Annotated in this window: 25 protein-coding genes; 18 read left to right on the forward strand and 7 right to left on the reverse strand. The window is 63.2% G+C overall.

The annotated features are described in order from the left end of the window. Nucleotides 1–17 precede the first annotated feature (17 nt). From AWB76_RS14100 to AWB76_RS14130, 7 genes are all read left to right on the forward strand, one after another. Nucleotides 18–1,898 (forward strand): TRAP transporter large permease, encoded by a 1,881-nt coding sequence (locus tag AWB76_RS14100; protein ID WP_061160742.1) that lies wholly within the window; start codon nt 18–20, stop codon nt 1,896–1,898. 51 nt (nt 1,899–1,949) lie between these two features. After that, nucleotides 1,950–2,855: an amidohydrolase family protein gene (locus tag AWB76_RS14105; protein ID WP_096031300.1), complete on the forward strand. Its 906-nt coding sequence runs from the start codon at nt 1,950–1,952 to the stop codon at nt 2,853–2,855. Nucleotides 2,856–2,865: 10 nt separating this feature from the next. Then, nucleotides 2,866–3,822 carry an amidohydrolase family protein gene (locus AWB76_RS14110; RefSeq protein WP_061160744.1) on the forward strand — a complete coding sequence of 319 codons (957 nt, stop codon included), beginning with the start codon at nt 2,866–2,868 and terminating at the stop codon, nt 3,820–3,822. A gap of 125 nt (nt 3,823–3,947) precedes the next feature. Beyond that, complete coding sequence (locus AWB76_RS14115; protein ID WP_061160745.1) at nt 3,948–5,066, forward strand: ABC transporter substrate-binding protein; 1,119 nt, start codon at nt 3,948–3,950, stop codon at nt 5,064–5,066. A gap of 20 nt (nt 5,067–5,086) precedes the next feature. After that, a complete protein-coding gene (locus AWB76_RS14120; RefSeq protein ID WP_061160746.1) occupies nt 5,087–6,007 on the forward strand; it encodes an ABC transporter permease in 921 nt (306 codons plus the stop codon). Further along, entirely contained in the window at nt 6,004–6,795 is a 792-nt protein-coding gene (locus AWB76_RS14125; protein WP_061160747.1) for an ABC transporter permease, read from the forward strand. The genes AWB76_RS14120 and AWB76_RS14125 overlap by 4 nt, the downstream gene beginning before the upstream one ends. Before the next feature lie 19 nt (nt 6,796–6,814). Beyond that, nucleotides 6,815–7,885 (forward strand): ABC transporter ATP-binding protein, encoded by a 1,071-nt coding sequence (locus tag AWB76_RS14130; protein WP_061160748.1) that lies wholly within the window; start codon nt 6,815–6,817, stop codon nt 7,883–7,885. A 192-nt stretch (nt 7,886–8,077) separates the two neighbouring features. On the opposite strand, the gene AWB76_RS14135 is transcribed toward AWB76_RS14130, so the two are convergent. Then, a complete protein-coding gene (locus AWB76_RS14135) occupies nt 8,078–8,983 on the reverse strand; it encodes a LysR family transcriptional regulator (RefSeq protein ID WP_061160749.1) in 906 nt (301 codons plus the stop codon). Between the two features lie 115 nt (nt 8,984–9,098). On the opposite strand from AWB76_RS14135, the gene AWB76_RS14140 reads away from it, so the two are divergent. The 6 genes from AWB76_RS14140 (at nt 9,099) to AWB76_RS14170 (ending at nt 16,129) form a co-directional block, all read left to right on the forward strand. After that, nucleotides 9,099–9,977: an alpha/beta fold hydrolase gene (locus AWB76_RS14140; RefSeq protein ID WP_061160750.1), complete on the forward strand. Its 879-nt coding sequence runs from the start codon at nt 9,099–9,101 to the stop codon at nt 9,975–9,977. Between the two features lie 4 nt (nt 9,978–9,981). Then, complete coding sequence (gene leuC / locus AWB76_RS14145) at nt 9,982–11,400, forward strand: 3-isopropylmalate dehydratase large subunit (RefSeq protein ID WP_061160751.1); 1,419 nt, start codon at nt 9,982–9,984, stop codon at nt 11,398–11,400. Further along, nucleotides 11,397–12,011 (forward strand): 3-isopropylmalate dehydratase small subunit, encoded by a 615-nt coding sequence (gene leuD / locus AWB76_RS14150; RefSeq protein WP_061160752.1) that lies wholly within the window; start codon nt 11,397–11,399, stop codon nt 12,009–12,011. Before leuC ends, leuD begins: the two co-directional genes overlap by 4 nt. A gap of 106 nt (nt 12,012–12,117) precedes the next feature. Next, complete coding sequence (locus AWB76_RS14155) at nt 12,118–13,470, forward strand: dicarboxylate/amino acid:cation symporter (RefSeq protein WP_061160753.1); 1,353 nt, start codon at nt 12,118–12,120, stop codon at nt 13,468–13,470. 68 nt (nt 13,471–13,538) lie between these two features. Then, a complete protein-coding gene (locus tag AWB76_RS14160) occupies nt 13,539–14,969 on the forward strand; it encodes a DEAD/DEAH box helicase (RefSeq protein WP_061160754.1) in 1,431 nt (476 codons plus the stop codon). 464 nt (nt 14,970–15,433) lie between these two features. Then, nucleotides 15,434–16,129: a CBS domain-containing protein gene (locus tag AWB76_RS14170; RefSeq protein WP_061160886.1), complete on the forward strand. Its 696-nt coding sequence runs from the start codon at nt 15,434–15,436 to the stop codon at nt 16,127–16,129. Between the two features lie 36 nt (nt 16,130–16,165). Here the strand turns inward: AWB76_RS14170 and AWB76_RS14175 are convergent, their stop codons facing one another. Further along, nucleotides 16,166–16,993, reverse strand: a complete 828-nt coding sequence (locus tag AWB76_RS14175) for a universal stress protein (protein WP_061160756.1) — start codon at nt 16,991–16,993, stop codon at nt 16,166–16,168. Between the two features lie 50 nt (nt 16,994–17,043). Next, nucleotides 17,044–17,883, reverse strand: a complete 840-nt coding sequence (locus AWB76_RS14180) for a putative universal stress family protein (protein WP_061160757.1) — start codon at nt 17,881–17,883, stop codon at nt 17,044–17,046. A 206-nt stretch (nt 17,884–18,089) separates the two neighbouring features. Here AWB76_RS14180 and AWB76_RS14185 point away from each other — a divergent pair, with 206 nt between their 5' ends. Genes AWB76_RS14185 through AWB76_RS14195 form a run of 3 tightly spaced genes read left to right on the forward strand, consistent with a single transcriptional unit; the run spans nt 18,090 to nt 19,971 of the window. Beyond that, on the forward strand, nt 18,090–18,596 hold the full coding sequence (locus AWB76_RS14185) for a flavodoxin family protein (protein ID WP_063936349.1): 507 nt from the start codon (nt 18,090–18,092) through the stop codon (nt 18,594–18,596). A 52-nt stretch (nt 18,597–18,648) separates the two neighbouring features. Further along, nucleotides 18,649–19,089 carry a universal stress protein gene (locus AWB76_RS14190; protein WP_061160759.1) on the forward strand — a complete coding sequence of 147 codons (441 nt, stop codon included), beginning with the start codon at nt 18,649–18,651 and terminating at the stop codon, nt 19,087–19,089. A 57-nt stretch (nt 19,090–19,146) separates the two neighbouring features. Continuing rightward, complete coding sequence (locus AWB76_RS14195; RefSeq protein ID WP_061160887.1) at nt 19,147–19,971, forward strand: potassium channel family protein; 825 nt, start codon at nt 19,147–19,149, stop codon at nt 19,969–19,971. A 35-nt stretch (nt 19,972–20,006) separates the two neighbouring features. Here AWB76_RS14195 and AWB76_RS40895 read toward each other — a convergent pair whose 3' ends face one another. The 3 genes from AWB76_RS40895 to AWB76_RS14210 all read right to left on the reverse strand — a co-directional run bounded on the left by AWB76_RS40895 (nt 20,007) and on the right by AWB76_RS14210 (nt 21,225). Next, nucleotides 20,007–20,378, reverse strand: a complete 372-nt coding sequence (locus AWB76_RS40895) for a hypothetical protein (protein WP_157696125.1) — start codon at nt 20,376–20,378, stop codon at nt 20,007–20,009. 65 nt (nt 20,379–20,443) lie between these two features. Beyond that, nucleotides 20,444–20,854, reverse strand: a complete 411-nt coding sequence (locus AWB76_RS14205; protein ID WP_061160761.1) for a DUF3564 family protein — start codon at nt 20,852–20,854, stop codon at nt 20,444–20,446. A 20-nt stretch (nt 20,855–20,874) separates the two neighbouring features. After that, nucleotides 20,875–21,225 carry a c-type cytochrome gene (locus AWB76_RS14210; protein WP_061160762.1) on the reverse strand — a complete coding sequence of 117 codons (351 nt, stop codon included), beginning with the start codon at nt 21,223–21,225 and terminating at the stop codon, nt 20,875–20,877. 140 nt (nt 21,226–21,365) lie between these two features. Here AWB76_RS14210 and AWB76_RS14215 point away from each other — a divergent pair, with 140 nt between their 5' ends. Both AWB76_RS14215 and AWB76_RS14220 read left to right on the forward strand, forming a co-directional pair. Next, nucleotides 21,366–21,764: a DUF1488 family protein gene (locus AWB76_RS14215; RefSeq protein WP_063936344.1), complete on the forward strand. Its 399-nt coding sequence runs from the start codon at nt 21,366–21,368 to the stop codon at nt 21,762–21,764. Then, nucleotides 21,706–22,698 carry a zinc-dependent alcohol dehydrogenase family protein gene (locus tag AWB76_RS14220; RefSeq protein WP_061160763.1) on the forward strand — a complete coding sequence of 331 codons (993 nt, stop codon included), beginning with the start codon at nt 21,706–21,708 and terminating at the stop codon, nt 22,696–22,698. Before AWB76_RS14215 ends, AWB76_RS14220 begins: the two co-directional genes overlap by 59 nt. A 9-nt stretch (nt 22,699–22,707) precedes the next feature. On the opposite strand, the gene fnr is transcribed toward AWB76_RS14220, so the two are convergent. Next, nucleotides 22,708–23,496 carry a fumarate/nitrate reduction transcriptional regulator Fnr gene (gene fnr, locus AWB76_RS14225; protein ID WP_061160764.1) on the reverse strand — a complete coding sequence of 263 codons (789 nt, stop codon included), beginning with the start codon at nt 23,494–23,496 and terminating at the stop codon, nt 22,708–22,710. Between the last annotated feature and the right edge of the window lie 51 nt (nt 23,497–23,547).

Below are 23,547 nucleotides of genomic sequence, written 5' to 3' on the forward strand. Positions count from 1 at the left end.
TGAGCACTGACGTTTCGATGGGCAGCCTGCCTGTTCAGGTTGCGAGCAAACCGCCCGGTCCGGTTGCACGAGCGGGTCATATCCTCGATGCCTGCATCCGCTGGTCGGCCGAACTCTGCGCAGCAGCGCTCGTGGTGGCCGAAGTGATGCTGCTGTTCGCAAACGTGTTCTATCGGTACGTGCTGCACGATCCGCTGATCTGGGGCGACGAACTCGCGACGCTGCTCTTCATCTGGCTCGCGATGCTCGGGACCGTCATCGCATTGCGCCGCAACGAGCACATGCGGCTCACGACGTTCGTCGCGCATCTGAAGCCAGCGAAGCGTGCCTTCGTCGATACGTTCGGCGCCGTGATCGTCATCGCGTTCATCGTGATGTTGTTGTCGCCGGCGTGGGAGTATGTGTCGGAAGAGTGGGCCATCACGAGCGCGGCGCTGGAAATCTCCAACGGTTATCGCGTCGCGGCGCTCGCGGTCGGCCTCACGCTGATGCTCGCGATTTCCGTCGCGCGTCTCATGGAGCAGGCGCGCGCGATGCACTTCGTGATAGCGGCGGTTGTCGTCGGCGGCATCGCGCTTTTGCTGATGACGTTCGAGGCCGCGATGACTTCGCTCGGCAACTGGAACCTCGTGATCTTCTTCGTGGTGGCCGTCGTGTTCATGGTGTCGATCGGCGTGCCGATCATGGTCGCGTTCGGTTTGTCGACCGTCGCGTATCTGAACACGGTGACGATGACGCCGATGCTCGTCGTCATGGGCCGCATCGACGAGGGCATGTCGAGCCTGATCCTGCTCGCGATTCCGTTGTTCGTGTTCCTCGGCGCGCTCATCGAAGCAATGGGCATGGCGCAGGCCATGATCCGCTTTCTCGCATCGCTGATCGGGCATTTCAAGGGCGGGCTGTCGTATGTGCTGATCGGCGCGATCTATCTCGTGAGCGGGATATCGGGCTCCAAGGCCGCCGATATGGCTGCCGTTGCGCCCGCGCTTTTCCCCGAGATGAAGAAGCGCGGCGAGGACGAGAACGAACTCGTCGCGATGTTGAGCGCGTCAGGCGCGATGTCGGAGACCATTCCGCCGAGTCTCGTGCTCATCACTATCGGCTCGGTGACGGGTGTATCGATCTCCGCGTTGTTCACGGGCGGCTTCATGCCGGCAGTCGTGGGCGCGCTCGCGATGATCGCGGTGATCTGGCTCAAGAACCGCAAGCGCGAACTGAAGGAAGTCGAACGCGCGAAGCCGCGTGAAGTCGGCAGGGCGTTTCTGTTCGCGCTGCCGGCGCTCGCGTTGCCGTTCGTGATCCGCGCGGCGGTCGTCGAAGGCATCGCGACGGCGACCGAAGTCGCGTCCGTCGGCGTGGCGTATACGTTCGTCGTCGGGCTCGTGTTCTATCGCTCGTTCAATTGGAACCGGCTCTATCCGATCATCGTCGGCACGGCTTCGTTGTCGGGCGCGATTCTGATCATCATCGGCTGCGCGACGGCGATGGCCTGGGCGCTCACGCAATCCGGCTTCTCGCATCAGCTCGCGCAACTCATGTCGACGGCGCCCGGCGGTTCGATGGGCTTCCTGCTGATATCGGCGGTGGCGTTCGTGTTGCTCGGCAGCTTTCTCGAAGGCATTCCGGCGATCGTGCTGTTCGGCCCGCTGCTGTTTCCAGTTGCGCGGCAACTCGGCATCAACGAAGTCCACTATGCGATGGTCGCGATCTTCGCGATGGGCCTCGGGCTTTTCGCGCCGCCGTTCGGCGTGGGCTTCTATGCAGCCTGCGCGATTGCTAAAGTCGATCCGGACGGTGCAATGAAGCGCGTGTGGCCTTATCTCGGCGCGCTCGCGGTGGCGCTGCTCGTTCTGGTGGCCGTACCGTGGGTGTCCACGGGCTTTCTTCCCGCGAACTGAACCATGAACGAGGATTCATTGCACGCTCGAAACCACGCGACGCCGAACCGGATGGATGACATCCCGATCATCGATGCGCATCATCATCTGTGGGATCTCTCGATGGGGCGCTATCCGTGGCTGCAAGAGGACTATCACGAAGACTTCTTTCTCGGCGATTACCGCAGCCTGCGCCGGGATTTTCTGCCGGAAGACTATCTGGCGGCGGCGGGCGCGCAACCCGTGATCGGAACGGTCCATGTCGAAGCGGAACGCGCGCGCGATGAACAGGTTGCCGAAACGCGCTGGCTGCATGAGGTTCACGAGCGACACGGCTTTCCGGGCGCGGTGATCGCGCATGCGTGGTTCGACCGGCCGGACACGGAAGATATTCTCTCTCAACATGCGGCGTATCCGCTCGTGCGGGGGATTCGTTCGAAGCCGGTGACGTCGCGAAGTCCCGCCGATCGCATCGACGATATTCGCGGAACCATGCGCGATCCGGCGTGGCTGCACGGCTTCTCGCTGCTGGAGAAATTCGGCCTTTCGTGGGACTTGCGCGTGCCGCCGTGGCATCTCGCCGATGCCGCCGATGTAGCGCGCATGTTCCCGAATACGCCAATCGCGTTGAATCACACCGGCTTTCCGTGGGACCGGAGCGACGAAGGCTTGTCGCATTGGCGTCGCGGGATGGAACAACTCGCGAAGCAGCCGAACGTGTCGGTGAAGCTGTCGGAGTTCGGTCTGAAGAATGCGCCTTGGAACTACGACGATAACCGGAAGATCGTCCTCGATGCGGTTTCGATATTCGGCGTCGATCGCTGCATGTTCGCGAGCAATTTCCCCGTCGCCGGTTTGCGGGTGAGTTACGACGTCCTCGTGCACAGCATGAAAAGCATGCTGGAACCGCTCGGGCGTGATGCGCTGGAGAAGATCTTTTATCGGAACGCGCAGCGGTTCTATCGCGTCGTGGTTTAAGCAAAAGGAGATGCCCGTGTCAAACGCCGACGAACTTCGCCGCCGGTTTCTCGAGAGCGGCTCGGACGACGATCTGCCGATCGCGGATCCGCATCAGCATTTCTTCGACATCGAGCGCAATTATTATCCGTGGCTCGCCGACGAGCCGGTGCAGAACTTCCGCTACGGCAACTACGATGCGATCCGGCGCAGCTTCCTGCCCGGCGATTATTTTCGTGCGGCGGGGCATCACAAGATCGTGAAGACGGTGCTCATCGAAGGAGAATGGAATCCGGCCGATCCGCTCGGCGAACTGCGCTGGGTCGAGTCGCTGCAACGCGAGCACGGCTTTCCGCACGCGATGAGCGCTCAGGCCTGGCTCGACCGCGAAGACGTGGACACCGTCCTCGATGCCTATGGCCGGCATCCGCTGGTCAGGGGTATCCGGCACAAGCCGACTGCGGTCGCGCGCGCCGATCATGCGGATGATTTCGTCGCGCCCGGATCGATGCGCGATCGGACATGGCGCGACGGCTACGCGAAACTGCGCGACCACCGTCTGCTGTTCGAGCTTCAGGTGTTCTGGTGGCATTTCAACGAGGCGGCGGAACTGGCGCGCGATTTCCCGGAAACGCAAATCGTCATCAATCACACCGGGCTCCCGGCGGACCGCTCTGACGAAGGGCTGAAAGGCTGGCGCAATGCGCTCGACGTGGTGGCGCGCGAGCCGAACGTGCATCTGAAGATTTCGGGAATCTGCATTCCGGGGCAGCGCTGGAACATCGAGGCGAACGGGCGCATCGTGCGTACCGCGATCGACGTGTTCGGCGCACAGCGCTGCTCGTTCGCCAGCAACTATCCGGTGGACGGCGTCGTGGACCGCATGACGGATATCTTCGACGGCTTCAAGGCGATCGCCGCGCCGTATTCCATCGCGGACCGGCTGGCGCTCTTTCACGACAACGCGGTCAGAATCTACGCGATGTGACCTTCGGCCACGGCGCGCCGCACTCTCGTTCATTTTGGCTGCTTGCAAATTTGAGGATTTGAATCTAGCCTGCATCAGCAATCGGCGGAACTCTTCAACGCACTACCTTCCTGATGGGAACAGCGATGACGATGAAGCGTAGCTGGGCGGGCCGAATCCTTTCGATATCCGCGGCAGCAGGACTGACGGGAGCTGGTCTAGGCACGGCGTCGGCTGCGCCACCCGACGCGCTCGTCGCCGCCGCGAAGCAGGAAGGGCAATTGACGACGATCGCCTTGCCGCACGACTGGTGCGGATACGGTGCGCTGATCGCCGCGTTCCAGACGAAGTACGGCATCCACGTCAACGAACTCAATCCGGATGCGGGTTCGGGCGACGAGATCGAAGCCATCAAGGCGAACAAGGGCAACAAGGGACCGCAAGCGCCCGACGTGATCGATGTCGGTCTGTCGTTCGGTCCGTCCGCGAAGAAGGAAGGCTTGTTGCAGCCTTACAAGGTATCGACGTGGAATTCGATCCCGGCTGAGTCCAAAGACGCCGAAGGCTACTGGTACGGCGACTATTACGGCGTGCTGGCGTTCGAAGTCAACGCGGACATGATCGACAAGCCGCCGGCCGACTGGGGCGATCTGCTCAAATCCGAGTATCGCAACGCAGTATCGCTCGCAGGCGACCCGCGCTCGGCGAATCAGGCCATTCAGGCCGTGTATGCGGCGGGCCTTTCGCAAAGCAAGGGCGATGCGGCCAAAGCCAATCAGGCGGGCCTGAAATTTTTCGCCGATCTGAACAAGAGCGGCAACTTCGTGCCGGTGATCGGCAAGGCGGCGTCGCTGGCGCAGGGCACGACGCCGATCATCGTGCGATGGGACTACAACGCGCTCGCCGACCGCGACACGCTCAAGGGCAATCCGAAAGTGCAGGTCATCGTGCCGAAGACCGGCGTGGTCGCGGGCGTCTATGTGCAGGCGATCAGCGCCTATGCGCCGCATCCGAACGCCGCGAAGCTGTGGATGGAGTTCCTTTATTCCGATGAAGGTCAGCTCGGCTGGCTCGCGGGCTATTGCCATCCGATGCGCTACAACGAGCTCGTCGCGCAGAAGAAAGTGCCGCAAGCGCTGCTCGCGAAGCTGCCGCCGGCATCGGCGTACGGCAATGCGGTTTTCCCGACGCTCGATCAACAGAACGCCACCAAAGACGCGGTGACCAAAGGTTGGGATCAGGTCGTCGGCGCGAACGTGAAGTAGCCGCGCGCGAGATCGCAGGAATGAGCGCATCGGGCCCCGACCTGCTGACGCCGGCCGCGCCCGCGCCGCAGTCCGGTCACACACGCGCAAGCCGTGGCGCGGGCTGGCTCACCTATGCGGGCGTCGCGCCGTTTTTTGCGTTTGCGCTGCTGTTTCTGCTGTTGCCCACGGCTTTCCTGATGATCGGCGCGTTTCAGGACGCGCAGGGACATTTCACGCTGGCAAATCTGCGCGAGCTGTTTCAGCCTGCCGTGCTCGATGCCTACTGGATCAGCGTGAAGGTCAGCGTGGCGTCTTCCGCCGGCGGGACGGTGTTCGGCGCGTTGCTCGCGTGGGCGGCGGTGCATGGCCGGCTGCCCGCGTGGATCCGGCCGACGCTGATGACGTTTTCCGGCGTCGCGTCCAATTTCGCGGGCGTGCCGCTCGCCTTCGCATTCATCTGCACGTTGGGGCGCGTGGGCCTCGTGACGGTGCTGGCGCGCAAGTATCTCGGCTTCAATCTCTATTCCACGGGCTTCAGCATCCTCAGCTTTCTCGGGCTGACCATTACCTACCTGTACTTCCAGATTCCGTTGATGGTTCTCATCATCACGCCCGCGCTCGACGGTCTGAAACGCGAGTGGCGCGAAGCGTGCGACTGTCTCGGCGGCTCGGCTGCGCAGTATTGGCGCTACGTCGGCTTGCCGGTCTTGTGGCCGAGTCTGCTCGGGGCGGCGCTGCTGCTCTTCGCCAACGCGTTCGGCGCGGTGGCCACGGCCTACGCGCTGACTGGCAGCTCGCTCAATATCGTGCCGATCCTGCTGTACGCGCAAATTCGCGGCGATGTGCTGCATAACCAGAACCTCGGCTACGCGCTCGCGCTCGGCATGATCGTGGTCACGGGTCTGTCGAACGGCGGCTACATCTGGTTGCGTGCGAGAGCCGAAAGGGGACGTCGATGAAAACGCAATCGCGCGCGGGCGCCTGGATCGCGATGATCATCGGCACCTTGTATTTCCTGATTCCGCTCGCCGCGACGTTCGAGTTCAGCCTGCGCATGCGCCGCGACGCATACAGCTTCGAAGCGTATCGCGTTGTTCTGGGCGATCCGCATTTTCAGGCGTCGTTCGGCTATTCGGTGTTGATGGGGCTGCTGACCATTGTGATCGGCGTGCTGCTGGTCGTGCCCACCGCGTACTGGGTGCAACTGCGTCTGCCGAAGCTGCGGCCCGTCGTCGAGTTCATCACGTTGCTGCCGCTGGTGATACCGGCCATCGTGATCGTCTTCGGGTATCTGCGCATCTATAACAGCAGTTCGATTCTGCCGCTCACCAGCAACGAGCGCGCGACCGATCTGCTGCTCATCTTCGGTTATGTCACGCTGTCGTTGCCGTACATGTACCGCGCCGTCGATGCGGGCATGCGCGCCGTCGATGTCCGCTCGCTCACCGAGGCCGCGGAGTGTCTCGGCGCGGGCTGGACGACGATCCTCTTTCGCGTGATCTTCCCCAACGTGCGCTCGGGGATTCTGTCCGGCGCGTTCCTGACATTCGCCGTCGTGATCGGCGAATTCACGATCGCGAGCCTGCTGGACCGGCCGGCGTTCGGACCTTACCTGCAACTGATCGGCGCGAATCGCGCATACGAGCCATCGGCGCTGGCGATCATCGCGTTCATCGTCACGTGGGCATCGATGGGGCTGATCCAGGTGTTCGGATCGGCGCGCGCGCTGGCCGGCCATAAAACCTGAGCCGACGAGGCCGCGACCCATGCCATTTCTCGAAATCGACGATCTTCACAAGGCGTTCGGGCCGAACGTCGCGCTGCACCGGTTCGATATGGCGATCGAGCAGGGCGAATTCATCACGTTTCTCGGCCCGTCCGGCTGCGGCAAGACGACGGTGCTGCGCATGATCGCCGGATTCGAGACGCCCACGCGCGGCACGATCCGTCTGAACGGACGCGACGTCACGCATATGCGCACGCGCGATCGCGCCGTGGGCATGGTGTTTCAGGCGTATGCGCTGTTTCCGAACATGACGGTGGCGCAGAACATCGGCTTCGCGTTGAAGGTGGCGAAGCGCTCGCAGAAAGAGATCGACGCGCGTGTGGCCGAGATGCTCGAACTGATCAAGCTGCCGCATCTCGCCGTGCGTTATCCGTGGCAATTGTCGGGCGGACAGCAGCAGCGCGTCGCTCTGGCGCGCGCTCTTGCGAGCAAACCGCAGGTGCTGCTGCTCGACGAACCGCTGTCCGCGCTCGACGCGAAAATCCGCGTGTCGCTGCGCGAAGATATCCGCGCGCTGCAGCGCGAGCTCGGCATTACATCGATCTTCGTCACGCACGATCAGGAAGAGGCGTTGTCGATTTCCGACCGCATCGTCGTGATGAACGACGGGCGCGTGGAGCAGGTGGGTTCGCCGCTTGATATCTACAATTTCCCGCGCACGCGCTTCGTGGCGTCGTTCGTGGGGACGCTCAACATTCTGGCCGGACGTGTGATCGATCCCGCGACGGGACGCATTGCCGTCGATGGTCAGGAGCTGGTGACATCGCGCCCGCTGCCGCCGGACGATGCCGGCAAGGAGCGATTGCTGGCGCTGCGTCCCGAGGCGATCATGCTGGAGCCGCCGTCGAACGGGCGGAATTCGCTCGCGGCAACCGTCGAGCAAATCAGTTTTCTCGGCGCTGTGGTGCGCATTCGCGCGCGGGTCAGCAACGCAGTCGTTTCACTCGATATCTTCAACGACCCCAACCGGATTCTGCCGGAGCGCGGGCAGCCGGTCGCGCTCGGTTTTTCGCACGACAACCTGCTCGTGCTCGACGAAAACGTGCATTGAGCGCAGGGCGGCGCGGGTGCGATTGCCGCGGGCACTGCTTTCAGCGGCATCGATATCGGCCATGTAAAAAACAAAACGAATCAACGGAGACAGGCTTGAGCAACGAGATCACCCGAAGCCATTAGGATGACGTAGCATATTCGCATCCGCGAACGTCTATTGATTCATGCCGCACATCAGGCATGGAGTTCCTCACTTCTTATCGTGCGCCGGCCTGCGCAGATACTCACCAAGAAAATCGACAAACGTTCTGAGCTTCACCGAAAGCTGGTTACGCTCCAGGTAGATCGCGTGGATATTGGCATCCGGCAAAGCCCAGTCCGATAGCAAGGGCACCAGTTCGCCGCTCGCGAGATGTCCTTCGATTTCCCACTGCGATCGCACGACGATCCCGCGTCCTTCGAGCGCCCAATGAAGCACGATGCTGCCGTCGTTGCTGGACAGCGCCCCGTCGACCTTCACGGTCTCCGTGCGCTTGCCGCGCGAGAAATGCCATGTGCCGTAAGCCGATTCGTTCTCGCGCAAAACGATGCACGCATGCCGTGTCAGATCGTGCGGCACGGAAGGCTCGCCGTGTCGCGCCACGTAGCCGGGTGACGCGCACACCACGCGCCTGTTTTCGAGCAGAAGCCGAGCGTTGATGCGCGCATCCGGCACCTCGCCGAAGCGGATGCCGAGATCGAAGCCTTCATCCTGAAGACTCACCGGGCGATCCGTCAGATGCAGCAGGATCTTCATCGCGGGATAGCGCGCGGCGAATTCCGACACCGCCGGTGCAATACGCGCACGGCCGAATCCGAACGATGCGTTCACGCGCAGCAAGCCCGTCGGTTCGCCCCGGCTTTGCGTGACGAGATGTTCCAGTTCCGATAACTCGTCCAGAATGCGCGAGCCGTTCGACAGATACAACTCGCCCTCGGGCGTGAGGCTCAGACGCCGCGTCGTGCGGTTCATCAGGCGCACGCCCAGGCGCCGTTCCAGTTGCGCGAGCCGCTTGCTGACCGCGGGCGGCGTCACGCCGAGCTCGCGCGCGGCCGCCGCGAGATTGCGATGCCGCGCCACGAGCGCGAACAGGTTCAGGTCGGAAAAGCCATCCATGTCGTCGCTCCAGAGTGTCTTTGATTCGTTCCTGAAAGTTACGACCGGAATGCTTTTCAGGAAACCCAATCGCCAGATTCATCAATTAGACTCGAATCACGATCAGGAGACAATCATGTTCGAAGGCTTCAGGGACGTATCGGCGACCGTCGACGAGATATCCGTTCACGCCATCCAGGGCGGGCGTGGTCCCGCGCTTTTGCTCTTGCACGGGCATCCGCAAACGCATGCGATCTGGCACAAGGTCGCGCCTGCGCTTGCCGGGCATTTCACGGTGATCGCCGCCGATCTGCGCGGCTACGGCGACAGCGGCAAGCCGCTGGGCACGGCCAATCACGCGAACTACGCGAAGCGCCGCATGGCGCTGGATCAGATCGAAATGATGCGCGGTCTCGGCCATGAGACCTTCGCGGTGATCGGCCACGATCGCGGCGGGCGTGTCGCGGCGCGCATGGCGCTCGATCATCCCGATGCGGTCACGCGCCTCGTCACGCTCGATGTCGCACCGACGCTCGCGATGTACGAGCAGACCACGTTCGACTTCGCGCGCGCCTACTGGCACTGGTTCATGCTCGTGCGTCCCGCGCCGTTTCCGGAGACGCTGATCCGCGCGGACCCCGATCTCTATCTCAGGCAGACCATCGGTGCGCGCAGCGCCGGCCTCGCGCCGTTCACGCCGGCGGCTTACGCGGAATATCTGCGTTGTCTCTCCGATCCCGATACGGCGCACGGCATCTGCGAGGACTATCGCGCGAGCGTGACCATCGACCTCGAACATGACCGCGCGACACTCGCTTCGCAGCAGCGGATCGTCTGTCCATTCATGGCGTTGTGGGGCGCGCAGGGCGTCATCGAACAATGTTTCGATCCGCTCGCCGAGTGGCGGGCGTATGCACCGGATGTGCAGGGCGAGGCGCTGCCTTGCGGCCACTACATTCCCGAAGAAGCGCCCGAGCGACTGCTCGAACGCGTACTGCCTTTCCTGAGCGAGTGATCCGATGTCCAACCGAACCCTTTATCAAAAGTTAGTTGATTCGCATACCGTAACGAACATCGACGAACACAACGTGCTGCTATACGCCGATCTGCATCTGATGAACGAGTACACGAGCCCGCAGGCATTCAGCGCGCTCGATGCGCGCGGCCGCGTGGTGCGTCGTCCGCGTCAGCAGCTCGCCGTCGTGAGTCACATCATTCCCACGCATGCGGAAACGCCCCGCGTGATTCGCGATGCCGCGTCGCTGTTGCAGGCGCAGAACCTCGCGCGCAACTGTGAACGCGCCGGCATCCGGCTCTTCGCGGCGAACGATCCGCTGCAGGGCATCGAGCATATCGTCGCGCCTGAACTCGGGCTGATTCGGCCCGGCATGGTCGTGCTGTGCGGCGACAGTCACACCACGACATACGGCGCGCTCGGCGCATTGGGCTTCGGCATCGGCACATCGGAGGTCGAGCACGTGCTCGCGACGCAGACGCTCGTGTACCGGCTCGCGCGGACCATGCGTATCACCATCGACGGCGCGCTGCCGTACGGCACGTCGTCGAAGGATGTCGTCATCTGGATCATCAGCAAGATCGGCGCGCAAGGGGCGCGCGGCTATGCCGTGGAATTCGCCGGTTCGACGATCGCTTCGCTTTCCGCCGAAGCGCGCATGACCGTGTGCAACATGACCGTCGAGGCCGGCGCGCGCGCCGCGCTGATCGCGCCCGATGCGACGACTTTCGACTATGTGCGCACTCACACACCTTCACTCGACGATACGGCCTGGCAAGCCGCGCTCGACGACTGGCGCGGCCTGCATTCCGACATCGGCGCGCATTTCGACGCGGAGCATCGCTTCGACGCGCGGCACATCGCGCCGTTCGTCACGTGGGGCACGAGTCCCGATCAGGCCGTCGCCATCGATCAGCCGATTCCCGGCGAAGCCGCGCAAACGACGCCCGAAGCCGCCGCATCGCTGCGCCGCGCGCTCGACTACATGGGACTGAGCGCGAACCGGTCGATTGCCGGCACGCGCATCGACCGTGTGTTCATCGGCTCGTGCACGAACGGGCGCATCGAGGATTTGCGCACGGTGGCCGCGATCGTGCGCGGCAGACATGTCGCGCCCGGCGTGCGCGCGATGGTCGTGCCGGGCTCGGGCAGCGTGCGCCGTGCAGCCGAAGCGGAAGGCATTGCGAAGACGCTGATCGACGCGGGCTTCGAGTGGCGCGAACCCGGCTGCTCGATGTGCCTCGCAATGAACGACGACGTGCTCGGCCCGGGCGAACGCTGCGCATCGACGACCAACCGCAATTTCGAAGGCCGCCAGGGACGCGGCGGCCGCACGCATCTGATGAGTCCGGCGATGGCGGCAGCCGCCGCGATGACCGGCTGCATCACCGATGTCCGCACACTGGAGACAGTCACATCATGACGCGACTTACGATCATCCGGGGCAGCGCCGCGCCGTTGCCGATCGACAACCTCGACACCGATCAGATCATGCCCAAGCAGTTCCTTCGCATCATCGACAAAGCGGGTCTTGCAGACGGTCTGCTGTACGACCTGCGCTTCGACGAGCGAGGCATGCCGCGTGCGGATTGCGTGCTCAACCGGGACGCTTATGCGAATGCGCGCATTCTGATCGGCGGCGCGAACTTCGGCTGCGGATCGAGCCGCGAGCATGCAGTGTGGGGCTTGCAGCAATACGGCTTTCAGGCGGTGATCGCGCCGAGCTTCGCGGAGATCTTCTATTCGAACGCGATGAACAACCGTTTGCTGCTCGTGCAGCTCAACCGCGACGCGATCGATGCCCTGATGCACGAGGCGATCGAAACGCCGGGCGCGTCGATCTCGATCGATCTCGACACGCAGACGGTCACATCCGCATCGGGCGAACGGTACGCGTATCCGATCGGCGCGCGTCACAAGCGCATGGTGATCGAAGGCATGGATACCGTCGATATCACGCTCGATTCGCTCGCCGCAATCGAAGCATTCGAACGGCTGCATTTTGCGCGGCATCCCTGGGCGCACGTGATGTAACGCTTATCCGCCGCGCATCGCGGCGGCTTCCTGTATCAGCGACGCCGATTCCCTTCCGCTCGAAGAAGGGAAGGGCTGCGCTTTGCCTCGACAACGGAGGAGACACATGAAACGCAAACCGTTCTACACGATTCTCTATGTGCAGGTGCTGGCGGCCATCGCCGCGGGAGTGCTGCTCGGCCACTTCGCGCCGCAAACCGCGGTTGCGCTGAAGCCGCTCGGCGATCTGTTCATCAAGCTCGTGCGGATGATCATCGGGCCGGTGATTTTCTGCACGGTGGTGACCGGTATCGCGGGCATGCAGGACATGAAGAAGGTCGGGCGCGTCGGCGGCAAGGCGCTGCTTTATTTCGAAGCCGCGTCCACTCTCGCGCTGGCGATCGGTCTGCTCGCCGCGCACGTGCTCGCGCCGGGCAAAGGCTTCAACGTCGATCCATCGACGCTCGACGCACGTGCGGTGTTGGGCTACGCGGCTCAGGCAGCGCATGGCGAGGGCGTCGCCGGATTCATCGCGCATGTCATACCGGAAACGTTTCTTGGCGCGCTCGTTCAGGGCGACATTCTTCCCGTGCTGCTGATCGCGATGTTGTTCGGCACGGCGCTGGCGTTGATGGGCGAGCCCGCCGCGCCCGTCACGCATTTGATCGAGAGCTTGTCCAAAGCGTTCTTTCGCATCGTGCGGATGGTGACGAGTCTCGCGCCGATCGGCGCCTTCGGGGCGATGGCCTTCACGATAGGCCGCTACGGCATCGTCTCCTTGCTGCCGATGCTGAAGCTGATCGGCGCGTTCTATCTCACCGCGTTTCTGTTCGTGGCTGTCGTACTCGGCATCGTCGCGCGTCTGTGCGGGTTCAGTCTCTGGCGCTTTCTTGCGTATATCCGCGATGAATTGCTGATCGTGCTCGGCACATCGACGTCCGAAGCCGCGTTGCCGCAACTGATGGACAAGCTCGAACGCCTGGGTTGCCCACGCGGCGTGGTGGGGCTCGTCGTGCCGACCGGTTACTCGTTCAATCTCGATGGCACCAACATCTACATGACGCTCGCCGTGCTGTTTCTCGCGCAGGCGACCAATACGCATCTGTCGTTCGCGCAGGAAATCACGCTGTTGCTCGTCACGATGCTGACCTCGAAAGGATCGACGGGCGTGACCGGCGCCGGCTTCATCACGCTCGCTGCGAGCCTGTCGGTCGTGCCAACCGTGCCTGTCAGCGCGATGGTGCTGATTCTCGGCATCGATCGCTTCATGTCGGAGTGTCGAGCGTTGACGAACATCGTGGGCAATGGTGTGGCGGCGATCGTGGTATCGGCGTGGGAAGGCGGTCTGGACCGGGCGGCGCTCTCGACAGCGTTGAGCAACGGCGAACGCGGGCGAGGCGATGCGTGGACGCCGCCCGTGCACGAATCGACTGTCGGCGATACCTTGCCGGAACTGCGCGGGCACCCTGCCGATGGCTGACGCAAGCGGTTGCGCAAACCTGTCGCGCCGTAACCGCTAAAATTGCGTTTTTAGCCTGGAATACGTGCATGTCTTTTGCCTCGCTCGGCCTGATCGGTCCGTTATTGCGTAACGTGCAGGATCTCGACTACCAGACGCCTACGCCGGTGCAGACCAAGGCGATTCCTGCCGTGCTCAGCGGCAAGGACGTCATGGCCGCGGCGCAGACCGGCACGGGCAAGACGGCGGGTTTTGCGCTGCCGCTGCTGCAACGGCTGGCGCAACACGGCCCGGCGGTGTCCAGCAATCGCGCGCGCGTTCTGGTGCTGGTGCCGACGCGCGAATTGGCCGAGCAAGTGCTGCAAAGCTTCGTCGTGTACGGCAAAGGCCTCGACTTGCGATATCTGGCTGCCTACGGCGGCGTGAGTATCAATCCGCAGATGATGAAGTTGCGCAAAGGCGTGGATGTGCTCGTCGCTACGCCGGGCCGTCTGCTGGATCTCAATCGCCAGAATGCGGTGCAGTTCGATCAGGTACAAACGCTCGTGCTGGACGAAGCCGACCGCATGCTCGATCTGGGCTTTGCACGCGAACTCAACGCGGTCTTTGCTGCCTTGCCCGTTGAGCGCCAGACGTTGCTGTTCTCCGCCACGTTCACCGACGATATCCGCGTCATGGCAGCGAGCATCCTGCGCGACCCGGTCAACGTCAGCGTGAGTCCGCCGAATGCCACGGCCAGCAAGATCAGGCAATGGGTCGTGCCGGTGGACAAACGGAACAAGCCGGACTTGTTCATGCATCTCGTGGCCGAGAACGACTGGACGCACGCGCTGGTGTTCGTCAAAACCCGCAACGGCGTGGATTATCTGGCGGCCATGCTGGATGAAGCGGGCTATGCTGTCGACACCATTCACGGCGACAAACCGCAACCCGCGCGCATGCGTGCGCTGGAGCGCTTCAAGACCGGCGAGGTCCAGATGCTGGTCGCCACCGATGTGGCCGCGCGCGGGCTCGATATCGACGATCTGCCGCTGGTGATCAACGTCGATCTGCCGATCGTGGCGCAAGACTATGTGCATCGTATCGGCCGTACTGGTCGCGCGGGCGCGAGCGGCGTGGCGGTGTCGCTCGTATGCGCCGATGAAGCGCCGCAACTGGCCGCCATCGAAGCGCTGATCCGGCAAACGCTGCCTCGTGAAGAAGAGCCGGGTTTCGAAGCCGAACACCGTGTGCCGCAAACCAGCGCGACGGGCGAGATCATCAAGAAGCCGAAAAAGCCCAAGAAGCCGAAGGTGCCTCAGGCGGCATCGAGCGCCACGCAGGAAGTCGGGAAAAAGCCGCGCCCGCAAAGCGGCGAAAACAAGCGCAAACCTGCATCGCAGGGCGCGGTGGCCGCGGATCGAGGCACGAGCCTCGGCCATAATCCATTCAACGTGCAGGAGCCGCGCGGCAAGCCCGCTTCGGGTTCACGCAAGCCGGCTGGCAAACCCGCTGGCGGGCGCGGCAAACGCCAGTCCTGACCGGCGCGGCGTATCGCCAGTGCGTCCGGCGAGTTAGCGCGGTCATGACGGCGATCCAATGGCTCGTCAAGACGATCATGCGGCTCGCGGAGGCGCATCGTATCGCCGACTACTGAAGCGTGCGCGCCAAATCGACGATCGCGAGCCGCACAGCGATTTTCAGACGGGCAACTTCAAGCCCGGAGGAAAGGATCGCAACGGCATCGTCCACGATACGGCGCGCTTCACGAGTTCTTCAAGGCTTTGCCCGTCGAGACACGCGAGCATTCTTTTTCCTTCATTCCGCGATCAGGGCACGCCTGATCGGCGATAGCTAAATCAACGCTACCTTAATGCCCGATTCCGGGCGGGCTGTCTTGTCAGAAGCGGTATCCTGGCGCGATGATTCGAATAAGGGCACACGACACGAGCCGGCCCATCATGCGTCGTAGTGGACGACGATAACTTCTCTCAAGGAGATGAACGTGCGAGCTTCCGACATCATGACGACTTCGATCATCTCGGCCACTCCGGACATGACCATACGGCACGCCGCAGGGATGATGGTGTTCGCCGGCATCAGCGGGATGCCTGTCATCGACGAATCCGGCAGGCTGCTGGGTATGGTCACGGAGGGCGATCTCATGCATCGCGCGGAGATCGGAACCGGCGTCAAACAGCGCTCGTGGTGGCTCGAACTGGCCGCGTCCACGACAGAACTCGCGAGCCAGTACGTGAAGGAGCATTCGAGAAAGGTCAGGGACGTCATGTCGACCGACGTTTCGACGGTCACTGAAACATGTCCTGTCGCGGATATCGCCGAACTGCTTGATCGGCGGCGTATCAAGCGCGTGCCGGTCATGCGCGACGGAAAGGTCGTCGGCGTGGTGAGCCGCGCCAATCTGATTCGGGCACTCGTGACGATGGCGCCCGAAGTGCCCGCTACGGGCGAGAGCGGCGACAACGCGATCCGCGAAGACGTGCTCTCGGCCATGAAGGATCATCCGTGGGCGCTCGCGCGGGAAAACGTCACCGTCGAAAACGGAACGGTGCATCTCTGGGGGCCGGTTGTGCGCCCGGAAGAGGCCAACGCGATTCGCGTCGCAGCGGAGAATGTGCCGGGCGTCAAAGATGTCAGAACGCACTTCGGTCTTCCGCCATCGGATCAGGCGTCGAGGTAGCGAGGGCGAACGCTTGTCGCCTCGTTTCGCCGCCGTTCAATGCGAGAGCAGAACCGGAAGTGTCGAAAGCTGCAGAATATTGCGTGTGACTCCGCCGAGCACGCGTTCCAGACCGCGAGCGTGTGCATACGCGCCCGCGACAAGCAGATCCGCATGCACGGCGTTCGCTCGGTCCAGCAACGTCATGCCGGTGCTCTGGCCGCGACTGCGAGGCGTCGAAGCGAAACTCGCGCGCACGCCCTGGCGATCGAGATACGCGGAAATATCGATGCCGGCAGGCGCTTGCACGTCCTTGTTCCGCTCGACGGTGACGATCTCGATGAAGCGCGCGCGCCGCAAGACGGGCAGCGCATCGGCGACCGCACGGGCAGCTTCGCGGCTGTCGTCCCACGCAATGACCACATTCTCGCCGACGGTCCTGATATCGCCCGCGCGCGGCACGAGCAGCACCGGCCGTCCGGCGCCGATCACGACATCCTCGACGAAGTTCCGGACGACGAACGCGGTGGCATCGTCAGGATCGTCTTGCCCTAGAACGATGACATCGGCATGTCGGCCATGCAACAAGGCCGCATCGAGTACAGGGCCTGCCGGCGCGCGCCACTCCGCATTGATTCCCGCCGATTTCGCTGCGAGCTCGAAGGTTTCGCGCGCGTGGTCGAGTGCAGTTCGACGCTGTTGTTCGTAAGCACGCCGAAACAATGGCTCTGCCGGTTCGAAGATGTGATGAATCACGTCCTGACAAACCAGATAAAGGCCGATGACATGCGCATCGAAACGACGCGCGATGTCCAGCGCGAACTGCATTCGCGCGTCGCAACGCTGGCTGTCGTCGAGATGGACGAGAACGGTTTTCCACTTCATGACGTCGTCTCCTGCGAAAGGGTGATGTCGGGCTCCACGACCCGCCATGATCAATGCGACATCAGCACGGGCACGGTCATCGACGCGAGGAACGTGCGCGTGGCGCCGCCCAGCACGAGTTCCTGCCAGCGCGCGTGTCCATAGCCGCCCATGACCACGAGGTCGGCGCCCAGGTCCGCCGCGCGGGACAGCAGTATTTCGCCCGCGTCTGCCTCCGATGCAGCATCGGCCGAGACGACTTCCGCCTTGACATCGTGCCGCGCGATGCAGGTCGCGATATCGGCGCCGGGGATGCGGTCAGCGCGCGCGTCGCCACGGGCCGTATCGACGCTGACGATCGATACACGCTCGGCCGTCTTGAGAAAGGGCAGCGCGTCGTGCACGGCGCGCGTCGCTTCGCGGCCGCCATCCCAGGCGATCATCGGGTGCTTGCCGATCGAGGGAAAGAAGCCGGTGTAGGGGAGGAGCAAGACCGGCCGTCCGGAACCGAGGATCACCGTCTCGGGAAAACGATCGCCGACATAGGACTCGGGATCGGCCGGATCGTCCTGGCTCACGACGACGAGATCGGCGCATCGCGCAAAGCGGGCGACCGCATCGTTCGCGCGTTCCTGCGCTTCGATCCATTGACCGGAGACGCCCGCGCGTTTGAGTTCCGCATGAAAGAGGCGCTCGATCGCACCGCGTTGTTCGCGCCGTGTGGCCGCGTGCTGCTCGTAGTATTCGGCGGTCCCCGCCATGATGTTGAACGCGCGCGCATCCGGTTCGAAGATCGCGAAAAGCCCGATGACATGCGCATCGAAGCGTTTGGCCAACTGTAGCGCCGCTTCCAGTCTGGGGTGCGCGCGCACGCTGGTGTCCAGATGGACGAGAACTGTCTTGTAGCTCATCGCTGACTCCTCGGATCGAGACCGGTAAGGACGTGTTCGTCGGATAGGTATTGACGGCACCCAGTCTATGGACGCGGCGCATTCATCCGGTTGACTCAGGTCAAGGCTACGGTGCTTCGTCGGCACAAGTCACTGCGGTTGACTCAGGTCAATCGGCGATGCACGCGCAGGAATACAGTGGCCGCATCTGCTTGCCGAGAACGCACATGTCGAAAGTCCTCGTGGTCTGTTTTTCCCGCAGCGGCAACACGCGCGCCTTGGGCGCATCATTGGCCGAGCGCCTGCATGCCGATTTCGAGGCGATCGACGAACCTGTCGATCGTTCGGGTCCGCTGGGTTATCTACGTTGTCTCGTCGATGCAGTGTTCGCGCGGAGCGTGCGCATCGGCGCATCGTCATACGACGTGGCGCAATACGATGTGATCGTTATCGGGACGCCGGTATGGGCAGGCACGGTCAGCGCGCCGGTGCGCGCATGGCTCGCGCTCCATCGGCGCAAGCTGCCGCACGTCGCATTTTTCTGCACGCAGCACATGCGAGGCGATGCCAGCACCTTCAGGGACATGACGAAGCTCGCAGGCAGGCAGCCCATTGCGCAATGTGCGATCGCAGCCTCCGTTGGCGCGCACGATAAGCAGCGCGCCATCGATATCTTCGTGGATCAGATCGAGCGCAGGCTCACGCGTATCGACAATCTCGAATGGGCGGCATGAGATCGAAGATCAACGGTGGACATCATGTATCGGAACATCAACGGTGGACATCATGTATCGGAACATCATCATCGCGCTCGATGGAAGCGAATCGTCGCAGCGCGCCCTGAACGAGGCGATCCGCATGGCGAAGATTTCGGGCGCTCTGGTGCACGCGGTATTTGTCGCGGACACGGCGGCACTCTCGTCGTTCCCGGTGGGCTATCGCTCGGAAGTGTTCCGCGATGCACGCCGCATGCTCGACGAAGGCCGCGCGCGGGTTCGGGCTGCGGGTCTCGAATGCGAGACGCAATTGCTGGAGACGCACACTCCGGACGATTCGATCGCGGCGTGCCTCCAGCGCCGTGTCGTGCAGTTGCAGGCCGATCTCGTCGTGATGGGCACGCACGGCCGCAGCGGCGTGCGCAGGCTGGTACTCGGGAGCGTCGCGGAAGCATTTGTGCGAGATTCGACGTGTCCCGTGCTCCTTATCCGCTCGCAAGCTCAGACGTGACACGCGCGTGCGGTCGCGGCTGATCCGGTCGTCACGATGAAACAACGCGCTCTCAAGATGAGACATTGGCTACGCACACTCGGCTCGTACGGCGTCGCGGCCCACGATGCGCCCGCTGCGGTGCGGGCGTGGCACCGAATGCGCTGGCCGCTTTTTGCGGCGCTGCTGCTCTGCATTCCAGCGTTTTATCTCGAACTGCTCGGTCTTGACGTCGCGCTTGGCGTGGCGCGAGGCGTGTACGCGTTGGCCGGCATGACGTGCTCAGGCGTGCTGTGCCGCATGCTCGCGCTGACGCGCCACCGGGCGACGTTTCTGCGTCGCAATGCGCTCGACGTGGGACTGACTCTGGCCGCGCTCGCGAGCATTTCAGGCGGAGCCGTGCCGTGGTCCGGGCTCGAATGGATACTTCGACTTTCGTTCATGGGCGCACTCGCGCTGCGGATCGTGCTGACTTTGCGTGCGTTGTTCGTGCCTCATCGTCTGTTGATCCTGCTGGCGATCGGCGCGCTCCTGCTGCTGCTCGCGGGCGCGGGTTTTTATTGTCTGGAGCCGCGCGTGCACAGTTACGCGGACGGGCTGTGGCTCGCTTTCGAGAGCAGCGCGACGGTCGGCTACGGCGACATCGCGCCGACGACGCCCGCTTCGCGCGTATTCGCCGTGTTCATCGTGCTGCTCGGCTATGGAATGCTGTCGCTCACGTTTGCGAGTATCGCGGCGCTTTTTATCGGCGAAGAAGAGAAGCAGCTTCGACGCGACATGCACCGGGACATCAAGCGGCTGGAGGCGGAAGTGGCCGGCATGCGGGATGACCTGCGGGCATTGCACGGTCTTCTCGCTCGTGCGCAAGCGCGAGACGATGCCGGCGTCGGTTGTGATGAATAAGTTACGCCGCCTGAGCGTGCATCGCTTGATGTGAGTCAATCCGTCGATGTATCGAAAGCGGAGGATGTTTGATGTCGCACCGGCAAGCTGGCAATCATGGTTGTTGGGAGAGAGAGATCATGGGCCTCGCAATGCAGATCGTTTATCAGGGCTTTGCAGGAACGAACGACGTCGAGCGCGAAGCCGGCGTCGAGCTTGTGCGCCTCGAGTGCGCCGCGATAGACATCGCGAACTGCCACCTGACGATCGAAGCATATAGCGACCAGACAGGAAAGCGACGCTACGATGCCCGCCTCGATCTCGTCACGCGTCAATTCGACCTGATTCCAGTCGAGCGAGGTTCGGATGCCGATGTGCGCACGGCCGTTCATCAGGCGTTCGACAATGCAATGCGTTGTCTTGAACAACGACGCCTCACGTCGACGTGAGGCGCGCGGTCGCCGGCTCGGTGTGCGCAAGCCAGAATGTGCGCTTACGTGATCAGACCGCCCGCGACGTTGGGCTCGTCCGAAAAGATCTCATGTTCGGCGACGCAGTTCTCCCGATCGATGCATTGAATGTGCCACACGCCTCGATACAGCTCTGCGGCCTCGATCGATTCGCCGGGGCCATAGAATTCGGCGTGGCCTCGTTGGGATGTTGCAGGTTGAAGGCTGTCCTGCCCTTCGATCTTCAGGCCATCGAGCATGACAACGGGTGAGCCGGCAGCGAGACCGCGCAGGAGCAATCCGCCCTGCACGCGTTCCCACGTTCCCCAAGTAGGAAGCTCGATGCACTCATGAGCCTCCCGTGACCAGCGGCCGCTTTCAAGGTCCAGCCAAAGTACGGCGTATGCCGATCCGGCCGGGCGAGCGAACGTGTCGAGCTTGATCGTGATGCGCATGGCGTGCTCCAGAAAAGCGTTCAATGACGCAGCACCCACTCGACGAGCGTATGCGCGTCTTCAGGCGAGAGAGGACCGCCGCGTTCCGCGGGCGAGGGCATCGCCATATTGCCCCAATGCGCCCGGCCGCCCACACGCAGCTTGTGTTCCAGCATGACCTGCGCGTTCGGGTTATCGCGGTAACGGTTGGCGATTTCCTGAAACGATGGAGCGAGGAACGGTGCATCGTTGGTATGGCAGAACATGCAATGCTGCTGATCGATGAGCGCGCTCGGCTCGGGTTGAGCGAGCGCTTGCGACGCGACGAGCAACAGCGTAACAAGCAGCCCGACCCGTGCGACGTGCGCGTCGATAGAACGATGTGTGGGCATGGCGGATAAACAAAATGAGGACACTGTGATGATGCGGGTCCGCCTGACCCGGCTCGTTGATCTGCATCAACGCTGGCCACGCGTCGAACGCGAACACTTGATCCTGAGGCATGAGCCCATGTCGATCAGGAAGCGTCACCATGAACATCGTGTTTCCGGCGCAAACGCCGGTGTACCTGGGCGATAGACGCGCCCTCGCGTTTCAGGCTCTCGTGGACGGCGAGCCCATCGAATGCACCATATCGGCCGAGGCGCTGGAGGATCACTTCGGCGCAGAATCGTCGCGTGAGGACGACTTGCAGCATGCCTTCGAAAACAACCGCGCCGTGATCGAAGGGGCGGCCGAACAATTGCTGACCAGCGTCGGGTGCAGACCGGTCGTGCTCCGCAGCGGATACTTCCGCTGCAGCGGAGGCGGCACGTCGGCGGGCATGCGCGTCCGTTCGCAAAACAAGGAACCGATACACAAGGAGCCGAATGATGCGCGCCATGCTCTACGACGGAACCGCTCCGCTGCTGCGGGCAGCGACAGTCGATGATCCGGTCGCGGGTCCGGGACAATTGCTCATCGACGTGACGGCGTGCGGCGTATGCCGGACGGACCTGCATGTGGTCGATGGCGAACTGCCGCATCCGAAGCGCCCCGTGATACCCGGACACGAAGTCGTGGGACGCGTCGCCGCAGTCGGCCCCGGCGTGCCGGAGTTCTTCTCGGTGGGCGATCGCGTTGGGGTTCCGTGGCTCGGCCATACGTGCGGCGAATGCCCGTATTGCGTCGATGAACGCGAAAACCTGTGCGACGCGCCGGGCTTCACGGGCTACACCCTCGACGGCGGCTACGCGGAGCGTCTCGTCGCCGATAGCCACTTCTGCGTGCATCTTCCGCGAAGCTATACGGACGTCGAAGCCGCTCCATTGCTCTGCGCGGGACTGATCGGCTTCCGGACGCTGCGCATGGCGGGGCACGCGAGACGGATCGGCATCTACGGCTTCGGCGCCGCAGCGCACATCGTCGCTCAGGTGGCGCATCACCAGGGCCGCACGATCTACGCATTTACTCGTCCGGGCGACACGGCCGCGCAGCAACTCGCATTGCAGCTCGGCGCCGATTGGGCCGGCAGCAGCACCGAGCGCGCGCCGGACGAACTCGACGCCGCGCTGATCTTCGCGCCCGCGGGCGCACTCGTGCCCGTGGCCTTGCGCGCGGTGTGCAAGGGCGGCGTCGTCGTTTGCGGCGGCATCCACATGAGCGACATCCCGTCGTTCCCTTACTCGCTGCTGTGGGGTGAGCGGCGCGTTCTGTCCGTCGCCAATCTGACGCGTGCCGACGCGCAGGACTTCATGCGCCTTGCAAGCGAAGTCCCGTTGCGCGTGCGCACGCAGGTCTATCCGCTCGCCGAAGCGAATCGGGCGCTTGCCGATCTGCGTGAGGGCCGCGTAGTGGGCGCGGCCGTGCTGCGCGTCGCCGAATGACGACGCGCGCTACACGCGTTCGAGGCCTTCCTGATCGAGGATGCGCACTTCCTTGCCGCGCGCATCGACGACGCCGGCCTTTTGCAGCTTCGAGAACATCCGGCTGACGGTTTCCAGCTTGAGGCCGAGATAACTGCCGATCTCCTCGCGCGTCATCCGCAAGACGAATTGCGCGGGTGAATAGCCGCGTGCCTTCATGCGCGTCGAGATGTTGAGCAGGAAGGCCGCGACGCGTTGCTCGGCCGTCATTGTGCCGAGCAACATCATGAGGTTGGATTCGCGCACGATCTCGCTGCTCATCAGGCGATGAACATGATGCTGGATCGTCTTGACCTCGCGGCAGAGCAGTTCGAGCAGGTCGAAGGGAATGATGCAGACGACGCTGTCTTCGAGCGCGATCGCATCGCAGCCGTGATGGTCCGTGCTCACGCCGTCCAGTCCGAGCGCGTCGCCCGCCAGATGGAAACCGGTGACCTGTTCGTTGCCGTCGCGATGCACGACGACGGTCTTGAAGCAGCCGCTTTGAACGGCGTACACGCTCTGGAAGGCATCGCCGCTCCGGTACAGCGTCTCGCCGCGCCGCACGCTTCGGGTGGAACAGATGAGCGCATCGAGCCGCTCGAATTCATCCGACGAGAGACCGCTCGGCATGCAGATATGCTGCATCGAGCAGGTCGAGCAGCGCATGCCCGTGCGTGGCGCGCTCTTCGGCGAGATATCGGCGACCTGAAAAGTGCGGCGTGACTCCGGCGCGTCCGCTTGCCGGGCCGGGGATCTCGCTTCGCTGACTGGGAACATGCCGTGTCTCCTGTCGAACCTGGATTCACGCTCACGAGCCGGAAGAGGGAG

It is taken from the genome of Caballeronia temeraria, assembly GCF_001544795.2.
Lineage (GTDB): Bacteria > Pseudomonadota > Gammaproteobacteria > Burkholderiales > Burkholderiaceae > Caballeronia > Caballeronia temeraria.

What these genes read in the sequence shown, in the direction of transcription:
- AWB76_RS14100 (WP_061160742.1), top strand. Translation starts at nt 18, where the DNA reads ATGGGCAGCCTGCCTGTTCAGGTTGCGAGCAAACCGCCCGGTCCGGTT.
- AWB76_RS14105 (WP_096031300.1), top strand. Translation starts at nt 1,950, where the DNA reads ATGGATGACATCCCGATCATCGATGCGCATCATCATCTGTGGGATCTC.
- AWB76_RS14110 (WP_061160744.1), top strand. Translation starts at nt 2,866, where the DNA reads ATGCCCGTGTCAAACGCCGACGAACTTCGCCGCCGGTTTCTCGAGAGC.
- AWB76_RS14115 (WP_061160745.1), top strand. Translation starts at nt 3,948, where the DNA reads ATGACGATGAAGCGTAGCTGGGCGGGCCGAATCCTTTCGATATCCGCG.
- AWB76_RS14120 (WP_061160746.1), top strand. Translation starts at nt 5,087, where the DNA reads ATGAGCGCATCGGGCCCCGACCTGCTGACGCCGGCCGCGCCCGCGCCG.
- AWB76_RS14125 (WP_061160747.1), top strand. Translation starts at nt 6,004, where the DNA reads ATGAAAACGCAATCGCGCGCGGGCGCCTGGATCGCGATGATCATCGGC.
- AWB76_RS14130 (WP_061160748.1), top strand. Translation starts at nt 6,815, where the DNA reads ATGCCATTTCTCGAAATCGACGATCTTCACAAGGCGTTCGGGCCGAAC.
- AWB76_RS14135 (WP_061160749.1), bottom strand. Translation starts at nt 8,983, where the DNA reads ATGGATGGCTTTTCCGACCTGAACCTGTTCGCGCTCGTGGCGCGGCAT.
- AWB76_RS14140 (WP_061160750.1), top strand. Translation starts at nt 9,099, where the DNA reads ATGTTCGAAGGCTTCAGGGACGTATCGGCGACCGTCGACGAGATATCC.
- leuC (WP_061160751.1), top strand. Translation starts at nt 9,982, where the DNA reads ATGTCCAACCGAACCCTTTATCAAAAGTTAGTTGATTCGCATACCGTA.
- leuD (WP_061160752.1), top strand. Translation starts at nt 11,397, where the DNA reads ATGACGCGACTTACGATCATCCGGGGCAGCGCCGCGCCGTTGCCGATC.
- AWB76_RS14155 (WP_061160753.1), top strand. Translation starts at nt 12,118, where the DNA reads ATGAAACGCAAACCGTTCTACACGATTCTCTATGTGCAGGTGCTGGCG.
- AWB76_RS14160 (WP_061160754.1), top strand. Translation starts at nt 13,539, where the DNA reads ATGTCTTTTGCCTCGCTCGGCCTGATCGGTCCGTTATTGCGTAACGTG.
- AWB76_RS14175 (WP_061160756.1), bottom strand. Translation starts at nt 16,993, where the DNA reads ATGAAGTGGAAAACCGTTCTCGTCCATCTCGACGACAGCCAGCGTTGC.
- AWB76_RS14180 (WP_061160757.1), bottom strand. Translation starts at nt 17,883, where the DNA reads ATGAGCTACAAGACAGTTCTCGTCCATCTGGACACCAGCGTGCGCGCG.
- AWB76_RS14185 (WP_063936349.1), top strand. Translation starts at nt 18,090, where the DNA reads ATGTCGAAAGTCCTCGTGGTCTGTTTTTCCCGCAGCGGCAACACGCGC.
- AWB76_RS14190 (WP_061160759.1), top strand. Translation starts at nt 18,649, where the DNA reads ATGTATCGGAACATCATCATCGCGCTCGATGGAAGCGAATCGTCGCAG.
- AWB76_RS14195 (WP_061160887.1), top strand. Translation starts at nt 19,147, where the DNA reads ATGAGACATTGGCTACGCACACTCGGCTCGTACGGCGTCGCGGCCCAC.
- AWB76_RS14205 (WP_061160761.1), bottom strand. Translation starts at nt 20,854, where the DNA reads ATGCGCATCACGATCAAGCTCGACACGTTCGCTCGCCCGGCCGGATCG.
- AWB76_RS14210 (WP_061160762.1), bottom strand. Translation starts at nt 21,225, where the DNA reads ATGCCCACACATCGTTCTATCGACGCGCACGTCGCACGGGTCGGGCTG.
- AWB76_RS14215 (WP_063936344.1), top strand. Translation starts at nt 21,366, where the DNA reads ATGAACATCGTGTTTCCGGCGCAAACGCCGGTGTACCTGGGCGATAGA.
- AWB76_RS14220 (WP_061160763.1), top strand. Translation starts at nt 21,706, where the DNA reads ATGCGCGCCATGCTCTACGACGGAACCGCTCCGCTGCTGCGGGCAGCG.
- fnr (WP_061160764.1), bottom strand. Translation starts at nt 23,496, where the DNA reads ATGTTCCCAGTCAGCGAAGCGAGATCCCCGGCCCGGCAAGCGGACGCG.